The 24,276-nt window shown below is 31.2% G+C and carries 24 protein-coding genes, 2 tRNA genes and 1 riboswitch; of the genes, 15 read left to right on the top strand and 11 right to left on the bottom strand.

The window, feature by feature from the left end; translation table 11 throughout:
• Positions 1-95 precede the first annotated feature (95 nt).
• Complete coding sequence (gene cozEa / locus AC2FB1_RS09865; protein WP_490675060.1) at positions 96-1,181, bottom strand: lipoteichoic acid biosynthesis protein CozEa; 1,086 nt, start codon at positions 1,179-1,181, stop codon at positions 96-98.
• A gap of 244 nt (positions 1,182-1,425) precedes the next feature.
• Between cozEa and AC2FB1_RS09860 the strand changes: the two genes are divergently transcribed.
• Positions 1,426-2,178, top strand: coding sequence for an esterase family protein (locus AC2FB1_RS09860; protein ID WP_490675059.1), 753 nt, complete (start codon positions 1,426-1,428; stop codon positions 2,176-2,178).
• A gap of 106 nt (positions 2,179-2,284) precedes the next feature.
• Entirely contained in the window at positions 2,285-2,794 is a 510-nt protein-coding gene (locus AC2FB1_RS09855) for a YjcG family protein (RefSeq protein WP_490675058.1), read from the top strand.
• A 156-nt stretch (positions 2,795-2,950) separates the two neighbouring features.
• Here the strand turns inward: AC2FB1_RS09855 and ltaA are convergent, their stop codons facing one another.
• Complete coding sequence (ltaA, locus tag AC2FB1_RS09850) at positions 2,951-4,147, bottom strand: lipoteichoic acid biosynthesis MFS flippase LtaA (protein WP_490675057.1); 1,197 nt, start codon at positions 4,145-4,147, stop codon at positions 2,951-2,953.
• A complete protein-coding gene (locus tag AC2FB1_RS09845; RefSeq protein WP_490675056.1) occupies positions 4,122-5,300 on the bottom strand; it encodes a diglucosyl diacylglycerol synthase in 1,179 nt (392 codons plus the stop codon). Before AC2FB1_RS09845 ends, ltaA begins: the two co-directional genes overlap by 26 nt.
• 422 nt (positions 5,301-5,722) lie before the next feature.
• Here AC2FB1_RS09845 and AC2FB1_RS09840 point away from each other — a divergent pair, with 422 nt between their 5' ends.
• The 6 genes from AC2FB1_RS09840 to AC2FB1_RS09815 all read left to right on the top strand — a co-directional run bounded on the left by AC2FB1_RS09840 (position 5,723) and on the right by AC2FB1_RS09815 (position 13,559).
• Positions 5,723-7,207, top strand: coding sequence for a UDP-N-acetylmuramoyl-L-alanyl-D-glutamate--L-lysine ligase (locus AC2FB1_RS09840; RefSeq protein WP_490675055.1), 1,485 nt, complete (start codon positions 5,723-5,725; stop codon positions 7,205-7,207).
• The gene (locus tag AC2FB1_RS09835; protein WP_490675054.1) at positions 7,197-7,454 is read left to right on the top strand and encodes a YueH family protein; all 258 of its coding nucleotides are present in this window, start codon (positions 7,197-7,199) and stop codon (positions 7,452-7,454) included. Before AC2FB1_RS09840 ends, AC2FB1_RS09835 begins: the two co-directional genes overlap by 11 nt.
• Positions 7,451-9,013 carry a peptide chain release factor 3 gene (locus tag AC2FB1_RS09830; RefSeq protein WP_490675053.1) on the top strand — a complete coding sequence of 521 codons (1,563 nt, stop codon included), beginning with the start codon at positions 7,451-7,453 and terminating at the stop codon, positions 9,011-9,013. The genes AC2FB1_RS09835 and AC2FB1_RS09830 overlap by 4 nt, the downstream gene beginning before the upstream one ends.
• A 121-nt stretch (positions 9,014-9,134) precedes the next feature.
• A riboswitch (yybP-ykoY riboswitch) is annotated at positions 9,135-9,267 on the top strand.
• A gap of 55 nt (positions 9,268-9,322) precedes the next feature.
• Positions 9,323-10,120, top strand: a complete 798-nt coding sequence (locus tag AC2FB1_RS09825; protein WP_490675051.1) for a TerC family protein — start codon at positions 9,323-9,325, stop codon at positions 10,118-10,120.
• Positions 10,121-10,328: 208 nt separating this feature from the next.
• On the top strand, positions 10,329-12,182 hold the full coding sequence (locus tag AC2FB1_RS09820; protein ID WP_490675050.1) for a S1C family serine protease: 1,854 nt from the start codon (positions 10,329-10,331) through the stop codon (positions 12,180-12,182).
• Between the two features lie 18 nt (positions 12,183-12,200).
• Positions 12,201-13,559 (top strand): TrkH family potassium uptake protein, encoded by a 1,359-nt coding sequence (locus AC2FB1_RS09815; protein ID WP_490675049.1) that lies wholly within the window; start codon positions 12,201-12,203, stop codon positions 13,557-13,559.
• Between the two features lie 140 nt (positions 13,560-13,699).
• Here AC2FB1_RS09815 and AC2FB1_RS09810 read toward each other — a convergent pair whose 3' ends face one another.
• Positions 13,700-14,302, bottom strand: coding sequence for a CPBP family glutamic-type intramembrane protease (locus tag AC2FB1_RS09810; RefSeq protein WP_490675047.1), 603 nt, complete (start codon positions 14,300-14,302; stop codon positions 13,700-13,702).
• 15 nt (positions 14,303-14,317) lie between these two features.
• Positions 14,318-14,494 carry a YkvS family protein gene (locus tag AC2FB1_RS09805; RefSeq protein WP_002448045.1) on the bottom strand — a complete coding sequence of 59 codons (177 nt, stop codon included), beginning with the start codon at positions 14,492-14,494 and terminating at the stop codon, positions 14,318-14,320.
• A 175-nt stretch (positions 14,495-14,669) separates the two neighbouring features.
• Here AC2FB1_RS09805 and lplA point away from each other — a divergent pair, with 175 nt between their 5' ends.
• Complete coding sequence (gene lplA, locus AC2FB1_RS09800; RefSeq protein WP_490675046.1) at positions 14,670-15,659, top strand: lipoate--protein ligase; 990 nt, start codon at positions 14,670-14,672, stop codon at positions 15,657-15,659.
• 227 nt (positions 15,660-15,886) lie between these two features.
• Here the strand turns inward: lplA and AC2FB1_RS09795 are convergent.
• The 3 genes from AC2FB1_RS09795 to AC2FB1_RS09785 form a co-directional block, all read right to left on the bottom strand.
• Positions 15,887-15,975, bottom strand: a tRNA-Ser gene (locus tag AC2FB1_RS09795).
• 3 nt (positions 15,976-15,978) lie between these two features.
• Positions 15,979-16,053 (bottom strand) — tRNA-Asn (locus tag AC2FB1_RS09790).
• Positions 16,054-16,197: 144 nt separating this feature from the next.
• Positions 16,198-16,782 (bottom strand): competence protein ComK, encoded by a 585-nt coding sequence (locus tag AC2FB1_RS09785; RefSeq protein WP_490675045.1) that lies wholly within the window; start codon positions 16,780-16,782, stop codon positions 16,198-16,200.
• Between the two features lie 208 nt (positions 16,783-16,990).
• Here AC2FB1_RS09785 and AC2FB1_RS09780 point away from each other — a divergent pair, with 208 nt between their 5' ends.
• Complete coding sequence (locus AC2FB1_RS09780; RefSeq protein ID WP_490675044.1) at positions 16,991-17,209, top strand: IDEAL domain-containing protein; 219 nt, start codon at positions 16,991-16,993, stop codon at positions 17,207-17,209.
• A 67-nt stretch (positions 17,210-17,276) separates the two neighbouring features.
• Here AC2FB1_RS09780 and AC2FB1_RS09775 read toward each other — a convergent pair whose 3' ends face one another.
• Both AC2FB1_RS09775 and AC2FB1_RS09770 read right to left on the bottom strand, forming a co-directional pair.
• Positions 17,277-17,375, bottom strand: coding sequence for an SAR1012 family small protein (locus AC2FB1_RS09775; RefSeq protein ID WP_017175792.1), 99 nt, complete (start codon positions 17,373-17,375; stop codon positions 17,277-17,279).
• Positions 17,376-17,471: 96 nt separating this feature from the next.
• Entirely contained in the window at positions 17,472-17,684 is a 213-nt protein-coding gene (locus AC2FB1_RS09770; RefSeq protein ID WP_475282417.1) for a TM2 domain-containing protein, read from the bottom strand.
• A gap of 144 nt (positions 17,685-17,828) precedes the next feature.
• On the opposite strand from AC2FB1_RS09770, the gene AC2FB1_RS09765 reads away from it, so the two are divergent.
• On the top strand, positions 17,829-18,383 hold the full coding sequence (locus AC2FB1_RS09765) for a GNAT family N-acetyltransferase (protein ID WP_490675043.1): 555 nt from the start codon (positions 17,829-17,831) through the stop codon (positions 18,381-18,383).
• A gap of 38 nt (positions 18,384-18,421) precedes the next feature.
• On the opposite strand, the gene AC2FB1_RS09760 is transcribed toward AC2FB1_RS09765, so the two are convergent.
• Positions 18,422-19,360: a 1,4-dihydroxy-2-naphthoate polyprenyltransferase gene (locus AC2FB1_RS09760; RefSeq protein ID WP_490675042.1), complete on the bottom strand. Its 939-nt coding sequence runs from the start codon at positions 19,358-19,360 to the stop codon at positions 18,422-18,424.
• 180 nt (positions 19,361-19,540) lie between these two features.
• Between AC2FB1_RS09760 and AC2FB1_RS09755 the strand changes: the two genes are divergently transcribed.
• From AC2FB1_RS09755 to menB, 4 genes are read left to right on the top strand one after another with little or no spacing between them, the layout of a single operon-like run.
• Positions 19,541-20,908 (top strand): isochorismate synthase, encoded by a 1,368-nt coding sequence (locus AC2FB1_RS09755; RefSeq protein WP_490675041.1) that lies wholly within the window; start codon positions 19,541-19,543, stop codon positions 20,906-20,908.
• Positions 20,898-22,568, top strand: a complete 1,671-nt coding sequence (menD, locus tag AC2FB1_RS09750; RefSeq protein ID WP_490675040.1) for a 2-succinyl-5-enolpyruvyl-6-hydroxy-3-cyclohexene-1-carboxylic-acid synthase — start codon at positions 20,898-20,900, stop codon at positions 22,566-22,568. Before AC2FB1_RS09755 ends, menD begins: the two co-directional genes overlap by 11 nt.
• Positions 22,555-23,358 carry a 2-succinyl-6-hydroxy-2,4-cyclohexadiene-1-carboxylate synthase gene (menH, locus tag AC2FB1_RS09745; RefSeq protein WP_490675039.1) on the top strand — a complete coding sequence of 268 codons (804 nt, stop codon included), beginning with the start codon at positions 22,555-22,557 and terminating at the stop codon, positions 23,356-23,358. The genes menD and menH overlap by 14 nt, the downstream gene beginning before the upstream one ends.
• Positions 23,351-24,169 carry a 1,4-dihydroxy-2-naphthoyl-CoA synthase gene (menB, locus tag AC2FB1_RS09740; protein WP_490675038.1) on the top strand — a complete coding sequence of 273 codons (819 nt, stop codon included), beginning with the start codon at positions 23,351-23,353 and terminating at the stop codon, positions 24,167-24,169. Before menH ends, menB begins: the two co-directional genes overlap by 8 nt.
• Positions 24,170-24,276 lie beyond the last annotated feature (107 nt).

Raw genomic sequence — 24,276 nt, 5'->3', positions numbered from 1 at the left:
TAAAAAAGACAATTTCTATATTATTTCAATAGAAATTGTCTTTTTTCACTTATTCAGAAACTTTATGTCCCAGACTCATAAGAATAATCATTAGTTTAATCTTTAACATCGCTATTTGCTTTATCAATGATACGTTGACGATATTTAAATATATTTCTTGCTATCGTTTTTAATACTGCATAGAGTGGAACAGCGATTAAAATAAGTGTGAAGCCTCCTAAATCCCCAGCAGCTAAAATCACAACGATGATTGTAAGTGGATGGATACTTAATGACTTACCCATAACGTTAGGCGTGATGACATTACCTTCAAGTTGTTGTGCAATTAATGTAACAACACAGACCCAAATAAATGTTGATGGACCATCGATAATACCTAATATTGCAGCAGGCGCAAATGATAACCAAGGTCCTAAAAATGGAATTAAGTTTGCTACACCAGCGAATAATACAAGTAAAGGCGTATAAGGTAAACCAATAATGGTATAACCAATATAAAGAATGATACCTAAGATGAAACTTACAGTAACTTGACCTTGAATATATGACTTCAAAGTATAATTTAAATCTTTTAGTAAATCCACAACAAAAACTTTACGTTCCCCTTTGAAAAATTTACCAATTGCTGGAATAAATTTTTCATGATCTTTTAACATATAAATTAAGAAGAACGGTACCATAATCAATAAGAAGATGGTTGAAATAAGAGATGTGATATAAGTAATTGAATTCGCTAAAATATCAGTTAAACTGTCACTAATTGACTTCATTGCTGAATTAATTTTTGCTGTTACATCACTTGGTAATTTATCCATTTGATTTAATGAGAAATTAACCACTTGTTCTGCTTCACGTTGTAAAGTAGGTGTTGCTTTGATTAAATTATTAACATTAGAAATAATAATAGGAGCAATGAAAGCTACTACGATAGCGATAATAGCGATTAATACGATAAAGATAGTTAAAATACTTGCCCAACGTGGGAAACCCCATTTTTCCAAAAGTGTTTGAAAAGGTAAGCAGATATAAAATAAAAATCCACTTAACAAGAATGGAAGAAACACTGAACCAATAATAGTTGCTATTGGTGTGAATACACTATGCACTTCCATGAATAATTTTATAAGTACGAACAGGATGATTAAGAAAACACCAGTTCGAAACCATACTTTATTAAGCATAGACTTACTTCCTCCTAAAGTAATCATTTCATTAATAATAAGTATATCTTAAATAAAAGACGTTAAAAAGGAAAAGTTGATTAACTAAAAAAGAATTATATTATAATATTTAATTGATAAATTATTAATTTTCGTAAAAAATATATTAAAGCTAAAATAAAAAAGATTATTATAACGTTTATATCGCTTTCACTCATCAATAAAATTGATACAATATGAGTAGATATAAAGGAGAGAGGATAACATGGGAGAGTTTAAAGCAGGAAAAATTAATAAATATATTTTAAATAGTGAAATTCTAGAAAGAGATATCACATTGTCGATTTATCTTCCAGAAGACTTTACTGAATTATTTAAGTATCAAGTGATTATTTGTTTTGATGGATTAGATTTTTTCCGATTCGGAAGAATTCAGCGCGAATATGAACGTCTTAGAAAGGAACAACATATTGAACGTGCCATTATTGTTGGTTTTCATTATGAAGATGTTGAAAAACGTAGGGAAGAGTTTCATCCTCAGGGCAGTCGTAGTCAAAAGACGATTCAGTCAGTGGGGAAAGAACTATTGTATTTTATTGATCAAACGTTTCCTACATATAAGGTGGGGAATTCTAGATTATTGATAGGAGATAGTTTAGCTGGAAGTATTGCCTTTCTTACTTCACTTACGTATCCCTCAATATTTAGTCGAATAGCTATGTTTAGTCCGCATTCAGATAATACTGTTCTTGAAAAATTTGAAGCATGTAAGCAACGTGAAAAACTAACGATTTGGCACGCGATTGGTAAAGAGGAAAGCGATTTTAAATTGCCAACGACTGGTGAGAAGGCTGATTTTTTAACGCCAAATAGAAAACTGTCAAATTTTATTAATCAGGATAATAGTATCACTTATGTATACAATGAATTTAATGGTAGCCATAATTGGAAGTCTTGGAAACCCATGCTCGGAGACATTCTATATTATTTTTTAAAACGTAATGATGAAACATATTAATATTTACTACTATTTTTTGAAAACCATTTCAAAAATAGTGTATCTAATAACGTATTAAATAGAATTTTGATATAATAGAGATATGTTAAACAAAGGAGGAATTTCAATGAAGATAGGATTAGCACTTATTCCGTCAAAATCATTCCAAGATGAAGTAGATGGCTATCGTAAGCGTTATGATACGGAGTATGCACGTATTATGCCACATATTACGATTAAACCTCACTTTGAACTTAAAGAAACTGATTTAGATTCATTTAAAGAAGAAGTTAAACAAAAATTAAATGGATTCAAACCAGTAGAGGTTCATGCGACAAAAGCTTCAAGCTTTAAACCGACAAATAATGTGATTTATTTTAAAGTTGAAAAAACAGAAGAATTAGAAAAGTTATTTAATACATTTAATACGGAAGCATTTTATGGTAAAGCTGATCATCCATTCGTACCTCATTTTACAATTGCTCAAGGTTTAACGAGTCAAGAATTTGAGGATATATTTGGCCAAGTGAAGCTTGCAGGGGTAGACCATAGAGAAACCATCGATGAACTTTCTTTATTACGTTACGACGAAGGTGAAGATAGATGGAACGTTGTTGATACTTTTAAATTAACATAAAGTTTATATAAAAAAGGGAGGGACAGAATTTAAAATAAATTCTGTCCCTCCCCGATTTCGAATCCCAACTTACCGTTGGCTGTAGACTTTCTTCGTGAAAGTGATATGCCCCCTTCAAAGTAGACCTTAAAAAATGAAAACTTTGAAGGGACTTTTTTATGACTGTTTTTGGTGCTTTATATTTTTAATAAAATAAGCTCCATAAAAAATAGCGAGTAATAAGAAAATGAAAGCTGAGAAATAGAATGTATTATTTAATCCATTTGAAAATTGAGCGATAAGACCTCCGAAAAGAGGACCAATCATCGAACCAAAGCCTTGAACACTATTAAATACGCCCCAAGTTTCTTCTTGTTCAGATGAGTCGATATGTCCAGCCATAAATGTATTCCAAGCAGGTAATAAAATACCATACATTAAACCTATAAAGATGGCGACTACCCAAACAACAATAATAGTATTAACTAGTGAAAGCCCAAAAATAAATAGCGTAAACAATATGAATCCTATAAAGATAATGGTATACATAAAGCCAATACTATTTTTATCGATAATTTTAGATAAGAATAACATTGATATTGCACAACCAATGCCACCAATAGCTATGGCAACAGTGTATTCAATTGTTGTTACCCCGACAACTTTTGTTGCATACGTCGGCAATATTGGAAGCAAAGCTGAAATTGAAGCACCTTGCAGTAAAATGCCTGGGAATAAAACCATATGACGTTTCATTACATCTACAATTTGACCTAATTGTTCTTTTACAGGCTTAGTATTATAATTTGTGAGTTTTACATCTACAAAATAATAAAGTACCCATGCAATGATAACGACAAGGGACATGACGAATGCAAAGCGTGTTGGGTGTATTTTGACTAGAACATTCATAAATGCCCAGCCTACAAGCAAACCTAATAACCAAGCAAAGTAAACATAACCCATTTGTTTGCCACGTTGACTTTCTTCTACACTAGATAACATGATAACCCATATTGGGCTTACTGCAATCCCTAGCATAATTGCACTAATAATGATGATAATGGGAATGGCTGGAAAGAAAATAATTAGAAACAAGCTTAAAAATGCTAATAAAAAGCCTAAATTAAGAACAATTTTAGTCCCGAATTTTTTTAATAAAAAACCAATCACAAAGTTTGTAGCTGCATCTGATATAAAATGAATAGATAGAGCTGCTGAAGTCACAGCTACAGCGATAGAGGTTACAGTAGGTAAATAGTTAACATAACTTAATACGTACATTCCTCTAGCAAATTCCATTAAAAACAAAATAACGAGCATTATTTTAAAGTTTTTACTTACACTTTTATTGTTTGACAAAGAACTTGGCATATAATGGCACCTTTCCATAAATTTCTTGCTGTTGTGATGAGTGATCGAGCATATTCAATAAATCGGTACAAAGTCGATGAGTTGAATAATCTACTCTATCCCGACGCATTGTATTTGTCATTAGAGCTAATTTATTCGAATCATGTGTTAATTCAGAGACAATGTCGATCGCATCTTCAGGAGTATCAGCAATTCTACCATATCCTTTTTCTTGGAAATAATATGCATTTTCTAGTTCTTGTCCCGGTGCAGGATTTAAGAAAATCATTGGGATACTTCTTGTCAAACCCTCAGATATCGTAATCCCACCTGGTTTAGTAATCATTAATTGGCTTGAAGCCATCCATTCATTCATATGTTTTGTATAACCTAAAATGAGAACGTTATCGTAGGATTTAAATCTAGATTCTAAATTACGTTTAAGTCCTTTACTTCTCCCACAAATCATAACAACTTGAGAATGAGGACTTTTTTCTAAGATACTTTCTATCATATATTCAAATCCTTTTGATACTCCGAAAGCACCTGCAGACATAAGAATAGTAGGTTTTTTAGGATTTAAATGATATTTTTTTAACCAAGCCTGTTGATTAATATCCGCTTCAAATTTATCGGAAATAGGGATACCTGTGACTTTAATTAAAGATGACGGTACACCAACATTTACGAAGTCCTCTTTTGTATCTTCAGTAGCCACATAATATCTATGAGAATTTGGAGTAATCCAGTTCTTTTGTAGGCGATAATCTGTCATGACTGTTGCGATAGGTATACGCATGTTAAATTGTTCTGTTAATACTGACATCACAGGCGTTGGAAAAGTCATTAAAATCAAGTCAGGTTTTTCTTTTAAAAGTAAGTTAATTAGTTTGTTTAAACCATAGTACTTATAAAAACATTTATCTAATTCATCTGGTCGGCTATAATAAAAGTTTTTATACATATTTCTAAAATACTTAAAGCTATTGATATACCATTTTTTACAAATAGATGTAAGAATAGGATGTGCTTCCATAAATAAATCATGTTCAATAACAGAAACATGAGATAGATTCATGTCATTCAATTGATTGACAATACTTTGTGTCACTTGTAAATGACCATTTCCAAATGACCCAGTAATAATCAATATTTTTTTATTTTGAGTAACCATAAATAGTCACCCTCCAATAATTTAAGTTTAATCTATCGAATTACGTATTATAGTTAAAAATATAATATATACTGATATAAATAATATGTATTTCAGTCATGAAACCCATAAAATTCATTTATAGTAAATTATAGCATATTCGAACAATGATTACTTTAACTTTATACCCTTATCCTAGCACTATAAAAGTGAAAAGTATGGTTCATACACTAAGATAAGAAAAAATTTATAAATAATTAACTTAGAATTAATATTAATAATATAGAACATATAAAAGTTATTTGATTTCGATATCAATTGCGGTATAAGGTGGATTTTTGTTGTTTACTATGACTTTGTTTATTTTTTTAAAGTAAGAATAAATTTATCAACAACTTTAAAATGTGTATAATAGAGATATTGAAAAAAAGGAGCGATACATTTTGAATGCGAATGAGTTGTTCAACAAAATAAAAGTTAAACAAGTTATAGGAACTTTAGATATAGATATTACTGATATTACTGTAGATTCACGAACTGCTAATGAAGAAAGTATCTTTGTAGCTTCTAAAGGATATACTGTAGATAGTCATAGATTTTGTCAAAATGTCATTGATCAAGGAACTAAAATTATAGTGGTAAACCGTAAGCAAGACGTTAAAGGAGAAGTAACACAAGTAATTGTGCCTGATACTTTAAGAGTAGCCAGTATATTAGCGCATACATTATTTGATTATCCAAGTAAACAACTCACAACTTTTGGCGTCACTGGTACCAATGGTAAAACTTCAATTGCAACGATGATTCACTTAATTTACAGGGGATTAGGCAAAAATAGTGCATATCTAGGTACGAATGGATTTCAAATTAATGAAGAAAAAACAAAAGGCGCAAATACTACTCCCGAAACAGTGTTACTTACTAAGAAAATTAAGCAAGCTGTAGAAAGCAAAGCTGAAGCAATGACTATGGAAGTATCAAGTCATGGGTTAGCTTTAGGACGATTAAGAGGGGTAGAATTTGATGTAGCTATTTTTTCAAATTTAACGCAAGATCATTTAGATTTTCATGGCACAATGGAAGCATATGGACATGCTAAGTCGTTATTATTTAGCCAATTAGGTGAAGATTTAGCAAAAGAAAAGTATGTTGTATTGAATAATGATGATGATTTCTCTAAATATTTAGAAACGGTGACACCATTTGAAATATTTACATATAGTATAGATAACGAAGCACAGTTTATGGCTCAAAATATTAAAGAATCTTTACAAGGCGTGCAATTTGATTTTACTACTCCATTTGGTACATATCATGTTTCATCTCCATATGTGGGTAAATTTAATATCTCAAATCTTATGGCAGCTATGATAGCAGTATGGAGTAAAGGAGTCGATTTCAAAAATATCGTAGAAGTCGTGACATCTTTAGAACCTGTAGAAGGACGTCTAGAAGTTTTAGATTCATCACTCCCAATCGATTTAATTATTGATTATGCCCATACTGCCGATGGTATGAATAAACTTATCGATGCAGTGCAACCATTTGTTAAACAAAAGCTCATCTTTTTAGTGGGTATGGCTGGCGAACGCGATTTAACAAAAACGCCTGAAATGGGGGCTGTTGCATGTCGAGCAGATTATGTTATTTTCACGCCTGACAATCCAGCAAATGACGATCCTAAAATGTTAACTGCAGAACTTGCTAAAGGTGCAACGCATCATAATTATGTAGAATTTGAAGATCGAGCTGAAGGTATTAAACATGCCATTGAAGTTGCTAACCCAGGCGATACAGTTGTACTTGCTTCTAAAGGTAGAGAACCTTATCAAATTATGCCAGGACACGTGAAAGTGCCACATCGTGATGATTTAATTGGTTTAGAAGCTGCTTATAAAAAATTTGGAAAATCAAACAATGATCATTAAGCAACTTTCTGAACAAAATGAAATAATCAATGTATATCTATATAAAAATGTGCATCATTCTTATTATATGATAGCTATTCCTGACATGTTTTGGTCTGTAGAATTAAATGCAAAACTAAATGAGCATGAAATAAATGAAGAGTTAATAATGCAATTATTTACATTTAAAGAAGAAAGTGAAGCATTGCGTATAGCTTCTCAGTTATCTGAGTGGATAATAAAGGATTTAAAGGAGAATAATGAATGAGTTTAAAAGAAGAAATAGAATCAAGAAAGACGTTTGCTATTATCTCACACCCTGATGCTGGTAAAACGACGCTAACTGAAAAACTATTATATTTTAGTGGTGCTATTCGTGAAGCGGGTACTGTAAAAGGGAAAAAAACAGGGAAATTTGCAACAAGTGACTGGATGAAAGTAGAACAAGAACGTGGTATTTCTGTAACAAGTTCGGTCATGCAATTTGATTATGATGATTATAAAATCAACATTTTGGATACTCCAGGGCACGAAGATTTTTCTGAAGACACATATCGAACATTAATGGCGGTTGATAGCGCAGTAATGGTCATCGATTGTGCGAAAGGGATTGAACCTCAAACATTAAAATTATTTAAAGTATGTAAAATGAGAGGCATTCCTATCTTTACTTTTATCAACAAATTAGACCGTGTAGGTAAAGAACCTTTTGAATTATTAGAAGAAATTGAAGAAACATTAAATATTGACACGTATCCAATGAACTGGCCGATAGGAATGGGCCAAAGCTTCTTTGGTATTATAGATCGTGACACTAAAACGATTGAACCATTTAGAGATGAAGAGAACGTATTACATTTAAATGATGAATATGAACTAAAAGAAGATCACGCAATCAACAATGATAGTGCTTTTGAACAAGCAATTGAAGAATTTATGTTAGTTGAAGAAGCTGGCGAAAAGTTTGATAATGAGGCATTATTAAATGGCGATTTAACGCCTGTATTCTTTGGCTCAGCATTAGCTAATTTCGGGGTTCAGAATTTCTTGAATGCATATGTAGATCATGCACCAATGCCTAATGCACGTCAGACAAATGAAGAAATTGAAGTCAGTCCATTTGATGATGAATTCTCAGGATTTATATTTAAAATCCAAGCGAATATGGATCCTAAACATAGAGATAGAATTGCTTTTATGAGAGTAGTAAGTGGTGCATTTGAAAGAGGTATGGATGTGACTCTACAACGTACCAATAAAAAACAAAAAATTACGCGTTCTACCTCTTTCATGGCAGATGATAAAGAAACTGTCAATCACGCAGTGGCAGGAGATATTATTGGATTATACGATACAGGTAATTACCAAATTGGTGATACATTAGTCGGAGGTAAACAAAAATTCAATTTTAAAGAATTACCACAATTTACTCCTGAAATTTTCATGAAAGTTTCTGCTAAAAACGTAATGAAACAAAAACATTTCCATAAGGGAATTGAACAGCTAGTACAAGAAGGTGCGATTCAGTACTATAAAACGCTTCATACGAATCAAATCATTCTTGGCGCGGTAGGCCAATTACAATTTGAAGTATTCGAACACAGAATGAAAAACGAATATAATGTAGATGTAGTAATGGAACCTGTAGGTAGAAAAATTGCACGCTGGATTGAAAATGAAGAAGATATTCAAGATAAAATGAACACGTCACGTTCTATTTTAGTAAAAGACAGATATGATGATTTTGTTTTCTTATTTGAAAATGAATTTGCTACACGTTGGTTTGAAGAAAAATTTCCAGATATTAAACTATATAGTTTATTATAAAAAAATGACAATATAAGGTTTAATATAAAATAATAATAAAGATATACGATATTTTTAGCTTTAACATTGTTTATATATACCAAATCTGGTTATAATACTCTTAACAAATAAATACCTATGACTTAATGTCAGAGGGGAGTAACTTGAGAATTTGAGGTGCTATATTACTAACATCTTAAATTCAGCATTTTATCGTCATTACGAAGTTGATACTTCCGGTAAAATGAGCAAATTTGCTAAGTGAGACCTTTGCTATGAATTAGCATAGGTCTTTTTATTTGTATAAATAAATAAAGGAGCTGTCTTTTCATGGATCCAAGCTTAATTTTACCTTATTTGTGGGTAATATTAGTGTTAGTATTTTTAGAAGGATTACTAGCAGCAGATAACGCAGTTGTAATGGCAGTAATGGTTAAACATTTACCACCAGCACAGCGTAAAAAGGCATTATTCTATGGTTTACTAGGAGCATTTGTTTTCCGTTTTATTGCTTTATTTTTAATTAGTATTATTGTGAATTTCTGGTTTATTCAAGCAATAGGTGCTGCATACTTAATTTTCATGTCTATTAGAAATCTTTGGAATTTCTTCCATAAGAAAGATGAAGAGGAACAAGTTGGGGATGAACATCATTATGATGAAACTGGCGCTGAAAAGAAAGTAAGTGCTGGAAAATTTTGGGCTACTGTATTTAAAGTAGAGTTTGCTGACATTGCTTTTGCAATTGATTCTATGTTAGCAGCGATGGCTATTGCAGTGACACTTCCTAAAATGGGTATTCATTTTGGTGGCATGGATTTAGGCCAATTTGGAGTCATGTTCATTGGCGGTATGATTGGTGTTATTTTAATGCGTTTTGCAGCAACATGGTTTGTTAATTTATTAAATAAATATCCAGGTTTAGAAGGTGCCGCTTTCGCAATTGTTGGCTGGGTAGGTATTAAATTAGTAGTTATCGTATTAGCTCATCCAGACATCGCCGTATTACCAGAAGACTTCCCACATAGTACATTATGGCAAGCAATCTTCTGGACTGTAATGATCTTATTAGTTATCATTGGATGGTTAACATCAGTACGAAGAAATAAAAAGAATGCTGAGCATTAGTTGTAATCGATACCTTTTGAAGTTTTTTCATAAGAGACTTCAAAAGGTTTTTTATTTATTAAATATTTAACAATCATTTGCTTATTAACACTAATGATATTAAAATTTAAGTAATGTATAAATAAATTTATATAGATATATAACCACATAAAAGTAAATCATTTTTTAGTTATATACATTGTGATTTCAAGGTTAGGAGTGGGCATCTTTGGATAATGATAAAAAGCAAGTGATACCGCGCAGTAAATATGGGCGTAAACGTCACGAATACTTTCATAATGAAGAACGTGAGGAACGTATTGAACGTGAAAGACAAAAACGTGAACATTTAGCGGAAAAAGAACAACAGCAAGCAAAAGTAAATGAAGAACGTGTCAAAGACAATTTAAGAAAAGCAAGAATTGAGAAATTAACACAAGAAGAAATTCAACAACAACAACATTTAGCTAAATTACGATCAAAAAGAGATGCATCAAAAACAGCTAAGAGAAATATTGAGCATCATTCAACTTTAGCTAAAGAACAAGAACTTAAAAAAGAAGATATACATAATGATGATTTAAAACAGCAAAAGACAATCTTAAGCAATGGTTCGGAAAGTGAAAATGAATCGACTGAACCTTTAGAAACAACATATAGTAGATTGAATAAAAATAATGAATCTCTTCCAAAGTCTAAAAAAGACAAGCATTATGATGATACAACAAAAAACCGATCTAATCATTCTACAGTAACACAAGAAGCAGATTACTCACAGAAGGATAAGGAACCAACAAAAAAAGAGTCAATTCGTATTGAGAAAGAACAAACTTCAACTCAAGTAGAGCATACTAAGAATGAACAACCAAATCCTTTATCTAATTCTAATGAGAATATGACAGGAAATGTATCAGATCAACAGCATCATGAATCATATGAACAACCATCAAATGATAAGAAAAATAAAGTCGTTGAATTTTTAAAAGAACATTGGATTAAAATTTTAATTGCAATTGCTTTAATATTAATTTTAGTTTTAGTAAAAGCCATTTTTACTGAACCTTCTCAAGAGCAACACTCAAATCAAACACATACACAAGATAAGAAGTACACAACAACTATGAAAAACGCTAATAATACTGTCAAATCAGTGGTAACAGTAGAAAGTGACGCACCTAAGAATACTTCAGCACAAGCAACAAATTCAAAATCAGATAAGGAACTTGGCTCAGGTGTCGTCTACAAAACTGTAGGCGATACTTTTTTTGTATTAACGAATACGCATATCGTTGGAGATGCGGATAACGTTAAGATTACATATGGAGAAAACAAAAGTGTAAAAGGTGAAGTTGTTGGTAAAGATAAATGGTCAGATATTGCAGTAGTGAAAGCAAATATTAATGACAAAAATATTAAACCTATTCATATTGGAAATTCAGACAAATTAATTTTAGGAGAGTCTATATTAATTGTAGGTAATCCTCTTGGAGAAGACTTTAGAAATACTGTATCTAAAGGTATTATTTCAGGACTCCATCGATTGGTTCCTGTTGATTTTGATAAAGATAATAAAAATGATGAATTGATACAAACGTTTCAAATTGATGCTTCCGTCAATCCAGGGAATTCAGGTGGAGCTGTAGTCAATAAAGAAGGTGATCTTATTGGTATCGTCTCATTAAAAATTAATATGCCAAGTATAGAAGGAATGGGATTTGCAATTCCAATTAATGAAGCTAAATCAGTCACTAAAGAGCTTGAGAAAAATGGGAAAGTAACTTATCCCAATACTGGAATAGCATTAGAAAATGTAAATGATTTAAATAATTATGAACGTTCACTTTTAAAATTACCTAATGATATAAAGTATGGAATTTTAGTGAAAAAATTAAAAGATGACGGTTTAGGTAAAAAATCAGGTTTAAAAATTGGTGATGTCATTGTAGAATTAGAAGGTAATACATTAAAAGATAATTTACAGTATAGACACATCCTTTTTAACCATAGACAAGATTTAAAAACGTTATCGGCTAAAATTTATAGAGATGGAAATATTCAAGATATAGAAATTAATTTGAAATGACATTGAGGTGACAAACTAATGTCTATTTTCAGTAAATTATTCAAAAAATCAACGCCTCAACAAGGTATTGTTTTATATTATTTAATTGCAATTGTCGTTGCATTTTTATTACTCAATTTACCTTTTGTACACAAACCTGGTGTGAAGGTAAGTCCTATAGATACGTTATTTGTAGCTGTATCTGGAATTAGTGTTACTGGTTTAACGCCAGTCAGTATCATTGACACCTACTCATCATTTGGCCAACTTATCATTTTGATTATCTTAAATATCGGTGGTATAGGTGTAATGGCGATTGGTACAGTATTGTGGGTAGTACTTGGTAAACATATTGGTATGCGCGAACGTCAACTTATCATGCTTGATAATAATAAAGACACAATGAGTGGGACAGTCAAGCTTATTATTGAAATTATTAAAACAATCATGACTATCGAAATTGTTGGAGCGCTCTTGCTTTCGTTTTATTTTTACAGAGATAATCCTGATTTGAAAAATGCATTAATGCAAGGCTTGTTTGTATCTATTTCAGCTACTACTAATGGTGGATTAGATATTACGGGTCAATCTCTAGTACCATATGCTAAGGATTACTTCGTACAAACCATTGTAATGTTTTTAATTATTCTTGGGTCAATTGGTTTTCCAGTATTACTTGAAATCAGAGCCTATATAAGAAACAGAGTAAGCCATTTTAGATTTTCTTTATTTACTAAAATTACAACCACCACTTACTTTTTCTTATTTATATTTGGATTTTTATCTATTTTAGCATTAGAATATCATCATGCATTTAAAGGATTTAGTTGGCATCAATCTTTATTCTACGCGCTATTTCAATCTGCGACTACACGTAGTGCTGGGTTACAAACTATTGATGTAACACACTTTAGTGATGCAACAAATGTTATTATGAGTATTCTCATGTTCATTGGATCTTCTCCAAGTTCAGTAGGAGGAGGTATTCGAACAACAACATTTGCGATACTCATTTTATTTGTAATCAACTTTAATAACAATGCAGAAAAATCAGCGATTAAAGTTTTCAATAGAGAAATTCATACCATCGATATACAACGTTCTTTTGCTGTGTTTATAATGGCGACAGTATTTACTTTTGTGAGTATGATTATTATATTAGCAGCAGAAGCCAATAATTTATCTTTCTTACAAGTATTTTTTGAAGTCATGTCTGCATTTGGAACATGTGGTTTATCACTTGGTGTAACAGATAATATTAGTAGTATTACCAAGGTAGTTTTAATGATACTTATGTTTATAGGACGTGTTGGTTTAATATCATTTATTATTATGATATCTGGTCGTAAAGAACCTGATAAATTTAGTTATCCAAAAGAAAGAATTCAAATTGGATAAACTAAAAAAAGGAGTGAATCAAAATTCATTGTTTCACTCCTTTTTTATATAGATTATTATTTGTTAAATCGAAAAAGAATGTTGTTGTTAAAATAAACAGTGATATCATCAAAAAATCTTTTCTTCTAAGAAAAGGTTTTTTATCCATGAAAAATAAGTAATAAAATGATGGCAACGATTTGACCTAAAGACGTTGTAACAATACGTCTTGTATACTGATAACTCAATGATAATATTACTTGAGCTATAAAGATAAAAATAACAATCCACCATTTATCAAGATAGATAAATAAAGAACTAGAACATAACGCAGGTATTAAAATTGTTAGCCAGCGAGGTAGTCTATATTTATCTAACTCTTTTTGTAAGACAGCACGCATATATAACTCATGACAAGGGATAACAAATAAGATAGTGACTAACATCTGCCATTTAAAATATACGCCTGTTCTTGATAATTCTTTAATTAATTCGATATAAGTGATTTGTGACGATATAAGTGAAAATACAAGTTGTACAATAACTAATACAACACCTGTTATCACTCCCACACCAATAGAGGTTAGTAAACGCTTTGATGTGATATCACGTTGATAAAATACGTAACTAATGCCAGCAATTAACATGATACCAGTATATAGATACCAATATTCTTGATGTTCTCCCCACATTATAAATAAGATGAGATGAAATACAATAAAACTTGCAACAAACCAAATTAAGGGTTTAGATGTATTTTTCATTTAATATTAACCTTCTTATTCAACGATTTTGTATCGTTTGTGATTAATAACTGTTTTTTCAGGTAAATCCAGTTCATTAAAATTTTCCATTATTGTCAAATCAACAATAACTGAATTATCATTAATTTTTTCAACACGGCCTCTTAAACCGTCATAAAATTCTACAATATTTCCAACTTCTGCAACAGTCATGTCGAGTCCTCCTCAAATCATAGCTAGATTATATTGTACTAAAATTTACACTACAAATAAACAAATATATACTAAAATAGAAAATATTATATTATTTAGGAAAATAATGACATAATTAAGTTAAATAATCGATTATAGATTACTATATAAAAAAAAAGAGAGAAGGGTGAGTGCAATGAAATTTGTAAGTAATAATAATATTACTGATCCTACAATTAACTTAGCTATGGAAGAATATGTACTTAAACATTTACCATCAGACGATAGTTATTTTTTATTTTATGTTAACGATCCATCAATTATTGTAGGTAAAAATCAAAATACAATTGAAGAAGTCAATAAGCAGTATGTAGATGAGCAACACATACATGTCGTACGACGAATTTCTGGAGGAGGGGCCGTGTATCACGACAAAGGAAACTTAAATTTTAGCTTTGTGACGAATGATGATGGTAACAGTTTTCATAATTTTAAAAAATTTACTGAGCCTATCGTTCAAGCTTTACAATCTATGGGGGTAGATGCAGAAATGACTGGTCGCAATGATATTCAAGTAGGATCAGCTAAAATTTCTGGCAATGCGATGGTTAAAGTTAAAGATCGAATGTTTAGTCATGGCACATTAATGCTAAATAGTGATTTAGAAGAAGTGCAAAATGCATTAAAAGTGAATCCTAAAAAAATTCAATCTAAAGGTGTGAAGTCTGTACGTAAACGTGTAGCAAATATTGAAGAATTTTTAGATGAACCTATTACAATCGATCAATTTAAGCAAATTATTTTAAGAACACTCTTTGGTGAACATGAAGTAGAGGAATATCATTTAACGGAAGAAGATTGGAATAATATTAAGCAATTAAGCAATGAAAAATATCGCACTTGGGATTGGAATTACGGTAAAAATCCTAAATACAATTTTGAACGTGACGAGAAATTTGAAAAAGGATTTATCCAAATTAAATTTGATGTCAAAAAAGGAAAAATTGAACATGCTAAAATCTTTGGCGATTTCTTTGGAGAAGGAAATGTCAATGAATTAGAAGAAACCTTGATAGGTACATCACATGATTATGAACATATTAAAGAGGCTATGGAAAATTATGATTTTTATCATTATTTCGGGGATATAGATAAAGACAGTATATTAAAGTTGATGGCGTATTAATATAAATAAAAAGGGAGCAAGATAGAATTCATTTTGAATTCGTCGTCCCTTACTGCGCCCTGAACCTCAGCTTGCGTTGTCCGAAGAGTTTTTTAATAAAAGTCTCTTTGCTTGAGCTCCACTAATATTGAAAAAAGCTTGATGCAAGGGGATTTTCAATTCGGTTATCGAATACAAACATATTAAAAAAGCCTGAGACATTTAATTATGTCTCAGGCTCTAAATGACGGAAACGGAGGGATTCGAACCCTCGCGCCGCTCTCGCGACCTACACCCTTAGCAGGGGCGCCTCTTCAGCCAACTTGAGTACGTTTCCATATGGCTCCGCAGGTAGGATTCGAACCTACGACCGATCGGTTAACAGCCGATAGCTCTACCACTGAGCTACTGCGGAATAATATAACGTGTTCTTTAATGAGCACAAATATAATTATATCAATAATCTTAAAATTTGCAAGAGATTATCTTTGAAAAATATACGGAACATTTACACTAAATTAATATAATCGTTCCGTATATTTTAAAAATAAACGTATAACTACTTATCTTGTAATAAAGAATAGTGTGAAAGTGCCTCGAAAATGTTTAAAGACGTTTTTTCATAATCTATTGGCATATCTGGATTGTTAGATTTCATTCTTGCTTGTTTATCAATCATATAGTAATAGAAAATAGAATTAGAATATTGGTGCCATAAACTATGAAAAGATACATTTAATGTTAGTGTTTCTTGATTAGCAAAGATAATTTTACTCTTTCTATTTTTTAATGGTTTAATATCAGAAATATAATGCATATTAATCCACATATTTTCTTCTAAACGGTCTGAATGCGTTGGGAAAAAGTAAGTTGGAAATAATGGGGTGAGAAGGATAGGAGGTTTACTAGTAATTCCAGCAATACGTTGAGTTTCAGCTTTCTTGCTTAAATAGTTATTGCCATAAAATCTACAAGATCGTTCAATAATTTTTTGAGTTTTAAAAGGACTTAGTTCTCGTGAGGTATCGAATTTGAGGATTTCTGAACCATTTGGTTGTTGATGATCGTCAAATGTAGGTCTAATCACCATATCACCTTTACGTATGACATAAATCGTATTAGGAGATTTATTGAACTGAGTCATAAGATCAGCTCCTTATTTAATTATTTATTATTAAACACAAAAGAATGATTAATAATATAAAATTATTATATAAAAAAATAATATGTTGTCAAGTTAGTTTTTTAAAATAAAATTACACTTATTTATTTAGAAAAGTCTGAATATTCATTGATTTCAGAATGGAAAGCTTGTATACTATTTTTAAATTAATAGAAAGGCAGTGGATGTTATGTATTACAATACAAATGTCAAACATACAATGTTGGAAGAGTTTGTAACGACGGTAAATGATTTAGGTGTAGAACTTGTTATTGACGAAGCTTTACGTTTAGAAAGAAAGAAACAACTTGTAACATTAATTGATGAGGCATTGGTCAATAGAAACGAAGATGATTTTAAAACATATACTACTGAATTAAAACATTTGGAGGCATTTCTCAATGAGTAAATCCAGTTCCAATGAGTCATTATAAAAAGGTCTATTCTCTAAAATAAAGTGAATAGACCTTTTTAAATTATTTTCTTTTTGAATTTCCTTCTATTTTATTTTTAATCCATTTTAAAACATATCCTGTAATAATTGTTCTCACAATACGTTTAATAAAGTTTTTCATAGTCACATTTCTCCTTTTTAAAACTATTATTAATTTATACCCCATTTTCTTTAATTTAAAGAATAAAGAATAAAGTTTAAATACTTTCGATTGTTTTTATCTGGGTATAAAAATATATCCATTATTATCAGCTTTAGTAGTAAAAATAATGATAATACCATGAATAATCGAAATAATTGTTGGTATAAGTGTCCAAAAAAAGACCAAATGTAATACGCCTTGTCCAACTTTATCCGCATAGAACTTGTGAATCCCAACACCACCTAAGAACAATGCACATAATACATATAATGTTTTGTTTACTCTCATATTATGGATGCCTCCTTATTTTCATATTGTAAGTAATTTATGATTAAAATCAAGAATGTCACTTATAAAAGAATCAGTTTATACTTACTATAATATTTAATTTTTGGTAAGAATATGAGTATGATATAAATGGAGGGATAAATAATGATAAGAAAAGCGACACCGAGTGACAATAAGCAAATTGCAAAACTTTATTATTTAATATGGAAAGATATGGAACTTGACATTGTAAAGGAGATTTCTGAAAAGCGTATAATCAATTTGCTCGAACTTAGTATAGTCAATGTACATTATCGTACCTATTATAAAAATATATGGGTATATGAAAAAAATAATGAAGTGGTTGGCTGTATTATCGCTTATGACGGTTCGAAAGAAATGGAGTTTGAACAGCAATGGAATCTACTGCCTCTTGAAGAAGATATCAGACGAATTGGGACACCTTTGCCTGTAAAAGAAGCCAAAAATGATGAGTGGTATATTGAAGCTGTGGTCACATCGCCTGATTATAGAGGGCAAGGTATTGCTACACAATTATTTGAATATTTGATTACTCAAGATTCTAAAAAAAAATGGAGTTTAAATTGTGATTACAATAATGAGAAAGCACTTAAACTGTATAAACGACTAGGTTTTAAATGGGTCGAGGATATTAATTTATATGACCATAATTATCTGCATATGATATATAAAAGATAAAAAAAGCATTGTTAAAAAACAATGCTAGTTAAAATAAGTTAGATACCGCCTAAGAGGGCACTGATATAAATACCTAAAGCGTATAAAATACCAAAGACTGTATTAGTTTTACCAGTCGCTGCCATTGCTGGCATCATGCTTGCTGGGGTATCATTTTTATTGAAACGGCGAATCGCTTTAATTGGCATTGGGAATGAGAATAATACTAACAAGTAGAACAATGAGCCACCTGATTTGAATAAAGCAGTAAATATTACGATTAAATAAGCTAAAATATACATTGCTGCCATAAACATAATAGAAGCTTTTTTACCTAATAAAATAGGTAAGGTTCTACGACCACTTGCTTTATCTTTAACGCGGTCACGAATGTTATTAGCCATATTAATTAAGCCTATTGTAATCACAATAGGTAAGCTAATCCAAACAACAAAACCGTTAACATTACCTGTTTGAATAAAGAAAGCAAGTAAGATGATAATCATACCCATAAATAATCCAGAAAATAATTCACCAAATGGTGTCCATGAAATAGGAATAGGTCCCCCAGTATATAAATAACCAATTGCCATACATACAATACCAACTGGAATAATCCAAAATGAACTATTAGCAGCTAGATATATACCAAGTAAAGCGGCAATAATATAAAATGCAATTGCTAGATTCATGACAAGTTTAGGACTCATACCATTTCGAACAATTGCGCCACCGATACCTACAGATGTATGATCGTCTAATCCTTTTTTAAAATCATAGTATTCATTGAACATATTAGTCGCTGCTTGAATTAAAAGACATGCGATTAACATTGCTAAGAATAAGCTGAATTTAATATGATCTTGACTGCCTAGTAAGAAAAGTTTAGCTGTCGCTGTTCCTACTAATACAGGTACAATAGACGCGGTTAAAGTATGAGGTCTCATTAAATGCCAATATTTTCTAACAGTAGAATATTGTTGATATTGATCTACCATAATGTAATCTACCTCTTATAATATAAAGTTTTAACATATGTATTTTAAAGGAATAGATAAGAAAGGTCAATCAACGTGAAATATTTCTCTAAATTGATTAAGCAATTATGATACGCTGAATAACGAAAAATGTTACAATACTGTAATGAATAAAAATAGATAATGAAAGAAGTGAAATGAATGGCTGTCAACCTAATGGAAGACAAAATTATCGAATCTATATATGAAAGCAATAAAAACTGGGTTTCTGTCGAAGTCGTGTTAAATAAATCTTTAACACCAAGTGAATTATTTTATTTAACTGAAAAACAAGCAGGAGATCGATTTTATTTGCGATTAAATGATAATATGTCTTCATTTTTCGGCTATCATGCAATTCAAAGATTTAAGAATAACTTTGAAAATAAACAATCTATCTTTCGGGAATGGGAAAAATTTAGAAACGATGTAGAATTAATTCATTTTAATACGCAAAAGCATCACCTTAAAACAGTAGGAGGATTCCAATTTTCAAATCATAAATCTGATGATGAATGGCGTGAATTTGGAATTAATCATTTTGTTGTACCTGAAGTACTCATTTCTTCAGTTAATAATCAAACCATTTTAACGTATACAGTGGAAAAAACACAGTTTGAAATAGAAAAATTAAAGCAAATCATTAATTATTTTGAAAATACTCAAGTCGATATGACAGGGCAAGAGTCATCTTTAGGCAATGTAACACGCATGGAAGATATTTATGTTGATGAATGGAAAGATCTTGTAAGTGATACGATTGAACAACTTAATGAAGATAAAAAAGTAGTGCTTGCGAGACGACGTTTGATTAAGTTTGATAAGCCAATTAGTATTCCTTATGTACTTAATCGTGCGTTAAGCAATGAAAAAAATAGTTATCTGTTTATTTTAGAGTCTAACCAATCTGTTTTCTTTTCTCAAACACCAGAACAATTATTAAAAGTTGAGGACGGTGTATTATCTACAAAGGCTGTAGCAGGAACCATTTCTCGTACACAAGATGCTGAAAAAGATGAAAAAAATGTGCAAGCATTTCTACAAGATAAGAAAAATTTAGGTGAACATCAATTTGTTGTTAGAAGTATTTTACATGATATTGAACCTTATGTAGAAAATGTAGAGTACAATCAAAAGCCTAACATTTTAAAAAATGATCACATGTATCATTTGTATACTGAAATAAAAGGGAAATTATTAAATAATTCGTATATTAATTTAATTGACGAATTGCATCCTACACCTGCATTAGGTGGTTATCCTAAAAAAGAAGCAGTTGATTATATTGAAAAAAATGAATTTGGTACACGAGGATTATACGGTTCTCCAGTCGGATATATCAATATAGATGATGATTGTGAATTTATAGTAGCTATTCGTTCTATGCTAATTAAACAAAACCAAACAACTTTATTTGCAGGATGTGGCATTGTAAAAGATTCTAATGCTGATAGTGAAGTTGAAGAAACATCGGTGAAATTTTCACCAATGATGAATGCTTTAGGAGTAGTGAATAAAAATGAATCATAAAGAAGCTTTAACTAAACAAGTTTACACATTTGCAGCGGAGTTATATGCCTATGGTGTGCGAGAAGTTGTTATTAGTCCAGGCTCACGTTCGACTCCTTTAGCAATTGCATTTGAAGCGCATCCAAATATTAAGACTTGGATACACCCTGATGAACGTAGTGCAGCTTTTTTTGCTTTAGGATTAATTAAAGGAAGCGAACGTCCAGTAGCGATTTTATGTACTTCTGGAACAGCGGCAGCTAATTACACGCCAGCTATAGCAGAAAGTCAAATTAGTCGCATACCACTTATAGTATTGACTAGCGATCGTCCACATGAACTTAGAAGTGTAGGCGCACCACAAGCGATTAATCAAGTGAATATGTTCGCAAATTATATTAACTTCCAATTTGATATGCCCGTAGCAGATGGTAGTCAAGAAATGCTCAACACTCTCTATTATCAAATGCAAATTGCAAGTCAATATTTATACGGTCCACATCGAGGCCCGATACATTTTAATTTGCCGTTTAGAGAACCGCTAACACCAGATCTTGAAATGACTGAGGATTTAAAATCTGAACATAAAATATTGCCTCATTATCAAAAAAATATAGATATACAAGACATACAAGATGTCTTAAAAGCAAAAAAAGGTCTTATCATTGTAGGTGATATGCAGCATCAAGCAGTCGATCAAATTTTAACTTACTCTACAATTCATGACTTACCGATTCTTGCAGATCCACTTAGTCAATTACGTAAGTTTAACCATCCTAATGTCATTACAACATATGATTTATTGTATCGTTCTCATTTAGATATCGATGTTGATTTTATTATACGTGTTGGTAAACCAGTTATTTCTAAAAAATTAAATCAATGGCTTACACGATCGAATGCATTTCAAATATTAGTTCAAAATAATGATAAAATTGATGTGTTTCCAACGCCACCCAATATCTCATACGAAATATCAGCAAATGATTTCTTTAGAAATTTAGTGAATGAACCAACAGTAAACCGTAAGGATTGGATTGAACATTGGCAATCTATAGAAGTGCAATCTCGTAAAGCAATCACACAACACATCTCTCAAGCGACAGATGAGTCAGCGTTTGTGAGTACACTTATCCAAAAACTAACTAAAGATGATGCATTATTTGTAAGTAATAGTATGCCAATTCGTGATGTAGATAATTTATTATTTGATAGTGAAATAGAAGTGTATGCTAATCGAGGCGCAAATGGTATTGATGGTGTTATTTCTACTGCTTTAGGTATGGCAGTACATAAAAAAGTGACATTATTGATTGGAGACTTAGCGTTTTATCATGATATGAATGGATTATTAATGGCTAAATTAAATGATATTCATATTAATATTGTCATACTCAACAACGATGGTGGAGGCATATTCTCTTATTTACCTCAAAAAACATCAGCAGAACAATACTTTGAACGTTTATTTGGCACACCAACTGGACTAAATTTTGAGTATACTGCCATGTTATATGATTTTTCATTTAAACGTTTGAATAGCGTTACCGATTTTTCTCAAGTATCATTTTCGAACATGAATTCATATATATATGAAATTCTTACAAATCGTGAAGATAACTTAGAACAACATCAACTTTTATATAAGAAATTGAGTGAAATCTTAAATGTTACATTATAATTTTTATAAATCTGAGCATCCAAGTAATCAATTATTAATTTTACTTCACGGTTTTATTAGTGATAGCCAAACTTATACGAATCATATAGAGACGCTTCTCACTCAATGTAATGTGTTAACCATTGATTTACCGGGACATGGTAAAGATGATTCACCTACAAATCAAATGTGGGACTTTCCTTATATTACTGAACAAATGAATCGAGTTTTATCTCAATTTGAGAAATATAAATTCAGTTTATTAGGTTATTCAATGGGGGGACGCGTAGCACTTTATTATGCAATACATGGTCAATACGAAATTAAACAATTAATATTAGAAAGTACGTCACCAGGTATTGCTGACGAAACATTACGTAAAGAAAGACAGGCTATCGATCAAGCACGTGGACGTGTATTAGAAATAGCTGGGATAGAAGTGTTTGTAAATGACTGGGAAAAACTCCCTTTATTTCAAACACAATATCAATTAGATGACAATAAAAAGCAGGCTATGCGTCGTATGCGTCTTGCACAAGACCCTAATAAGTTAGCGAAAGCCTTAAGAGATTACGGAACTGGGAGTATGCCTAATTTATGGGAAGATATTAAGCATATAAAAAGTGAATGTCTTATTCTAGCAGGAGAATTAGATGAAAAATTCGTTAATACTGCTAAAAAAATGTCGCAAGAAATTAAAAATCATCAAATCCATATTTTTGAAAATGTAGGTCATACAATTCATGTGGAAGATGAAGCGGAATTTGATACAATAGTATTAGGTTTTTTTAAGGAGGAGCAAAATGACTAGACAGTGGGAAACACTAAAAGAATATGATGAAATTAAATATGAATTCTTCGAAGGAATTGCAAAAGTAACAATTAACCGTCCAGAAGTACGTAATGCATTTACACCTAAAACAGTAGCTGAAATGATTGATGCATTTACAAGAGCCCGTGATGATCAAAATGTTTCTGTTATTATCTTAACAGGTGAAGGTGATAAAGCATTTTGTTCAGGTGGAGATCAAAAGAAACGTGGACATGGCGGTTATGTTGGCGAAGACCAAATCCCTCGTTTAAATGTATTAGATTTACAACGTTTAATTCGTGTTATTCCTAAACCAGTTATTGCAATGGTTAGAGGTTATGCAATTGGTGGGGGTAACGTATTAAATATAGTATGTGACTTAACAATTGCTGCAGATAATGCAATCTTTGGTCAAACTGGACCTAAAGTAGGTTCATTTGATGCTGGTTATGGTTCTGGATACTTAGCTCGTATCGTAGGCCACAAAAAAGCACGTGAAATTTGGTATTTATGTCGTCAATACAATGCTCAAGAAGCATTAGAAATGGGCTTAGTTAATACTGTAGTACCTTTAGATAAAGTAGAAGACGAAACAGTTGCTTGGTGTAAAGATATAATGAAACATTCTCCAACAGCTCTACGTTTCTTAAAAGCTGCAATGAATGCAGATACAGATGGTTTAGCTGGTTTACAACAAATGGCTGGGGATGCTACATTACTTTATTACACTACTGATGAAGCGAAAGAAGGTCGTGACGCATTTAAAGAAAAACGCGACCCTGATTTTGATCAATTCCCTAAATTCCCATAAACAATAGTAATAAAAAAACGCAAAATTGACTTAGGCACTGAACCCTTAAAATGGGAACTTAATAAAAACACTATGTTCTAGGCTGCTAATTCTCTGTATTTTACAGG

The organism is Staphylococcus sp. CoH_129_LAB_1, assembly GCF_058191515.1.
The sequence above is the reverse complement of the archived record's forward strand: the minus strand, read 5'-3'. Positions and strand labels throughout refer to the sequence as shown.

What these genes read in the sequence shown, in the direction of transcription:
- cozEa (WP_490675060.1), bottom strand. Translation starts at nt 1,181, where the DNA reads ATGCTTAATAAAGTATGGTTTCGAACTGGTGTTTTCTTAATCATCCTG.
- AC2FB1_RS09860 (WP_490675059.1), top strand. Translation starts at nt 1,426, where the DNA reads ATGGGAGAGTTTAAAGCAGGAAAAATTAATAAATATATTTTAAATAGT.
- AC2FB1_RS09855 (WP_490675058.1), top strand. Translation starts at nt 2,285, where the DNA reads ATGAAGATAGGATTAGCACTTATTCCGTCAAAATCATTCCAAGATGAA.
- ltaA (WP_490675057.1), bottom strand. Translation starts at nt 4,147, where the DNA reads ATGCCAAGTTCTTTGTCAAACAATAAAAGTGTAAGTAAAAACTTTAAA.
- AC2FB1_RS09845 (WP_490675056.1), bottom strand. Translation starts at nt 5,300, where the DNA reads ATGGTTACTCAAAATAAAAAAATATTGATTATTACTGGGTCATTTGGA.
- AC2FB1_RS09835 (WP_490675054.1), top strand. Translation starts at nt 7,197, where the DNA reads ATGATCATTAAGCAACTTTCTGAACAAAATGAAATAATCAATGTATAT.
- AC2FB1_RS09830 (WP_490675053.1), top strand. Translation starts at nt 7,451, where the DNA reads ATGAGTTTAAAAGAAGAAATAGAATCAAGAAAGACGTTTGCTATTATC.
- AC2FB1_RS09825 (WP_490675051.1), top strand. Translation starts at nt 9,323, where the DNA reads ATGGATCCAAGCTTAATTTTACCTTATTTGTGGGTAATATTAGTGTTA.
- AC2FB1_RS09815 (WP_490675049.1), top strand. Translation starts at nt 12,201, where the DNA reads ATGTCTATTTTCAGTAAATTATTCAAAAAATCAACGCCTCAACAAGGT.
- AC2FB1_RS09810 (WP_490675047.1), bottom strand. Translation starts at nt 14,302, where the DNA reads ATGAAAAATACATCTAAACCCTTAATTTGGTTTGTTGCAAGTTTTATT.
- AC2FB1_RS09805 (WP_002448045.1), bottom strand. Translation starts at nt 14,494, where the DNA reads ATGACTGTTGCAGAAGTTGGAAATATTGTAGAATTTTATGACGGTTTA.
- lplA (WP_490675046.1), top strand. Translation starts at nt 14,670, where the DNA reads ATGAAATTTGTAAGTAATAATAATATTACTGATCCTACAATTAACTTA.
- AC2FB1_RS09785 (WP_490675045.1), bottom strand. Translation starts at nt 16,782, where the DNA reads ATGACTCAGTTCAATAAATCTCCTAATACGATTTATGTCATACGTAAA.
- AC2FB1_RS09780 (WP_490675044.1), top strand. Translation starts at nt 16,991, where the DNA reads ATGTATTACAATACAAATGTCAAACATACAATGTTGGAAGAGTTTGTA.
- AC2FB1_RS09775 (WP_017175792.1), bottom strand. Translation starts at nt 17,375, where the DNA reads ATGAAAAACTTTATTAAACGTATTGTGAGAACAATTATTACAGGATAT.
- AC2FB1_RS09770 (WP_475282417.1), bottom strand. Translation starts at nt 17,684, where the DNA reads ATGAGAGTAAACAAAACATTATATGTATTATGTGCATTGTTCTTAGGT.
- AC2FB1_RS09765 (WP_490675043.1), top strand. Translation starts at nt 17,829, where the DNA reads ATGATAAGAAAAGCGACACCGAGTGACAATAAGCAAATTGCAAAACTT.
- AC2FB1_RS09760 (WP_490675042.1), bottom strand. Translation starts at nt 19,360, where the DNA reads ATGGTAGATCAATATCAACAATATTCTACTGTTAGAAAATATTGGCAT.
- AC2FB1_RS09755 (WP_490675041.1), top strand. Translation starts at nt 19,541, where the DNA reads ATGGCTGTCAACCTAATGGAAGACAAAATTATCGAATCTATATATGAA.
- menD (WP_490675040.1), top strand. Translation starts at nt 20,898, where the DNA reads ATGAATCATAAAGAAGCTTTAACTAAACAAGTTTACACATTTGCAGCG.
- menH (WP_490675039.1), top strand. Translation starts at nt 22,555, where the DNA reads ATGTTACATTATAATTTTTATAAATCTGAGCATCCAAGTAATCAATTA.
- menB (WP_490675038.1), top strand. Translation starts at nt 23,351, where the DNA reads ATGACTAGACAGTGGGAAACACTAAAAGAATATGATGAAATTAAATAT.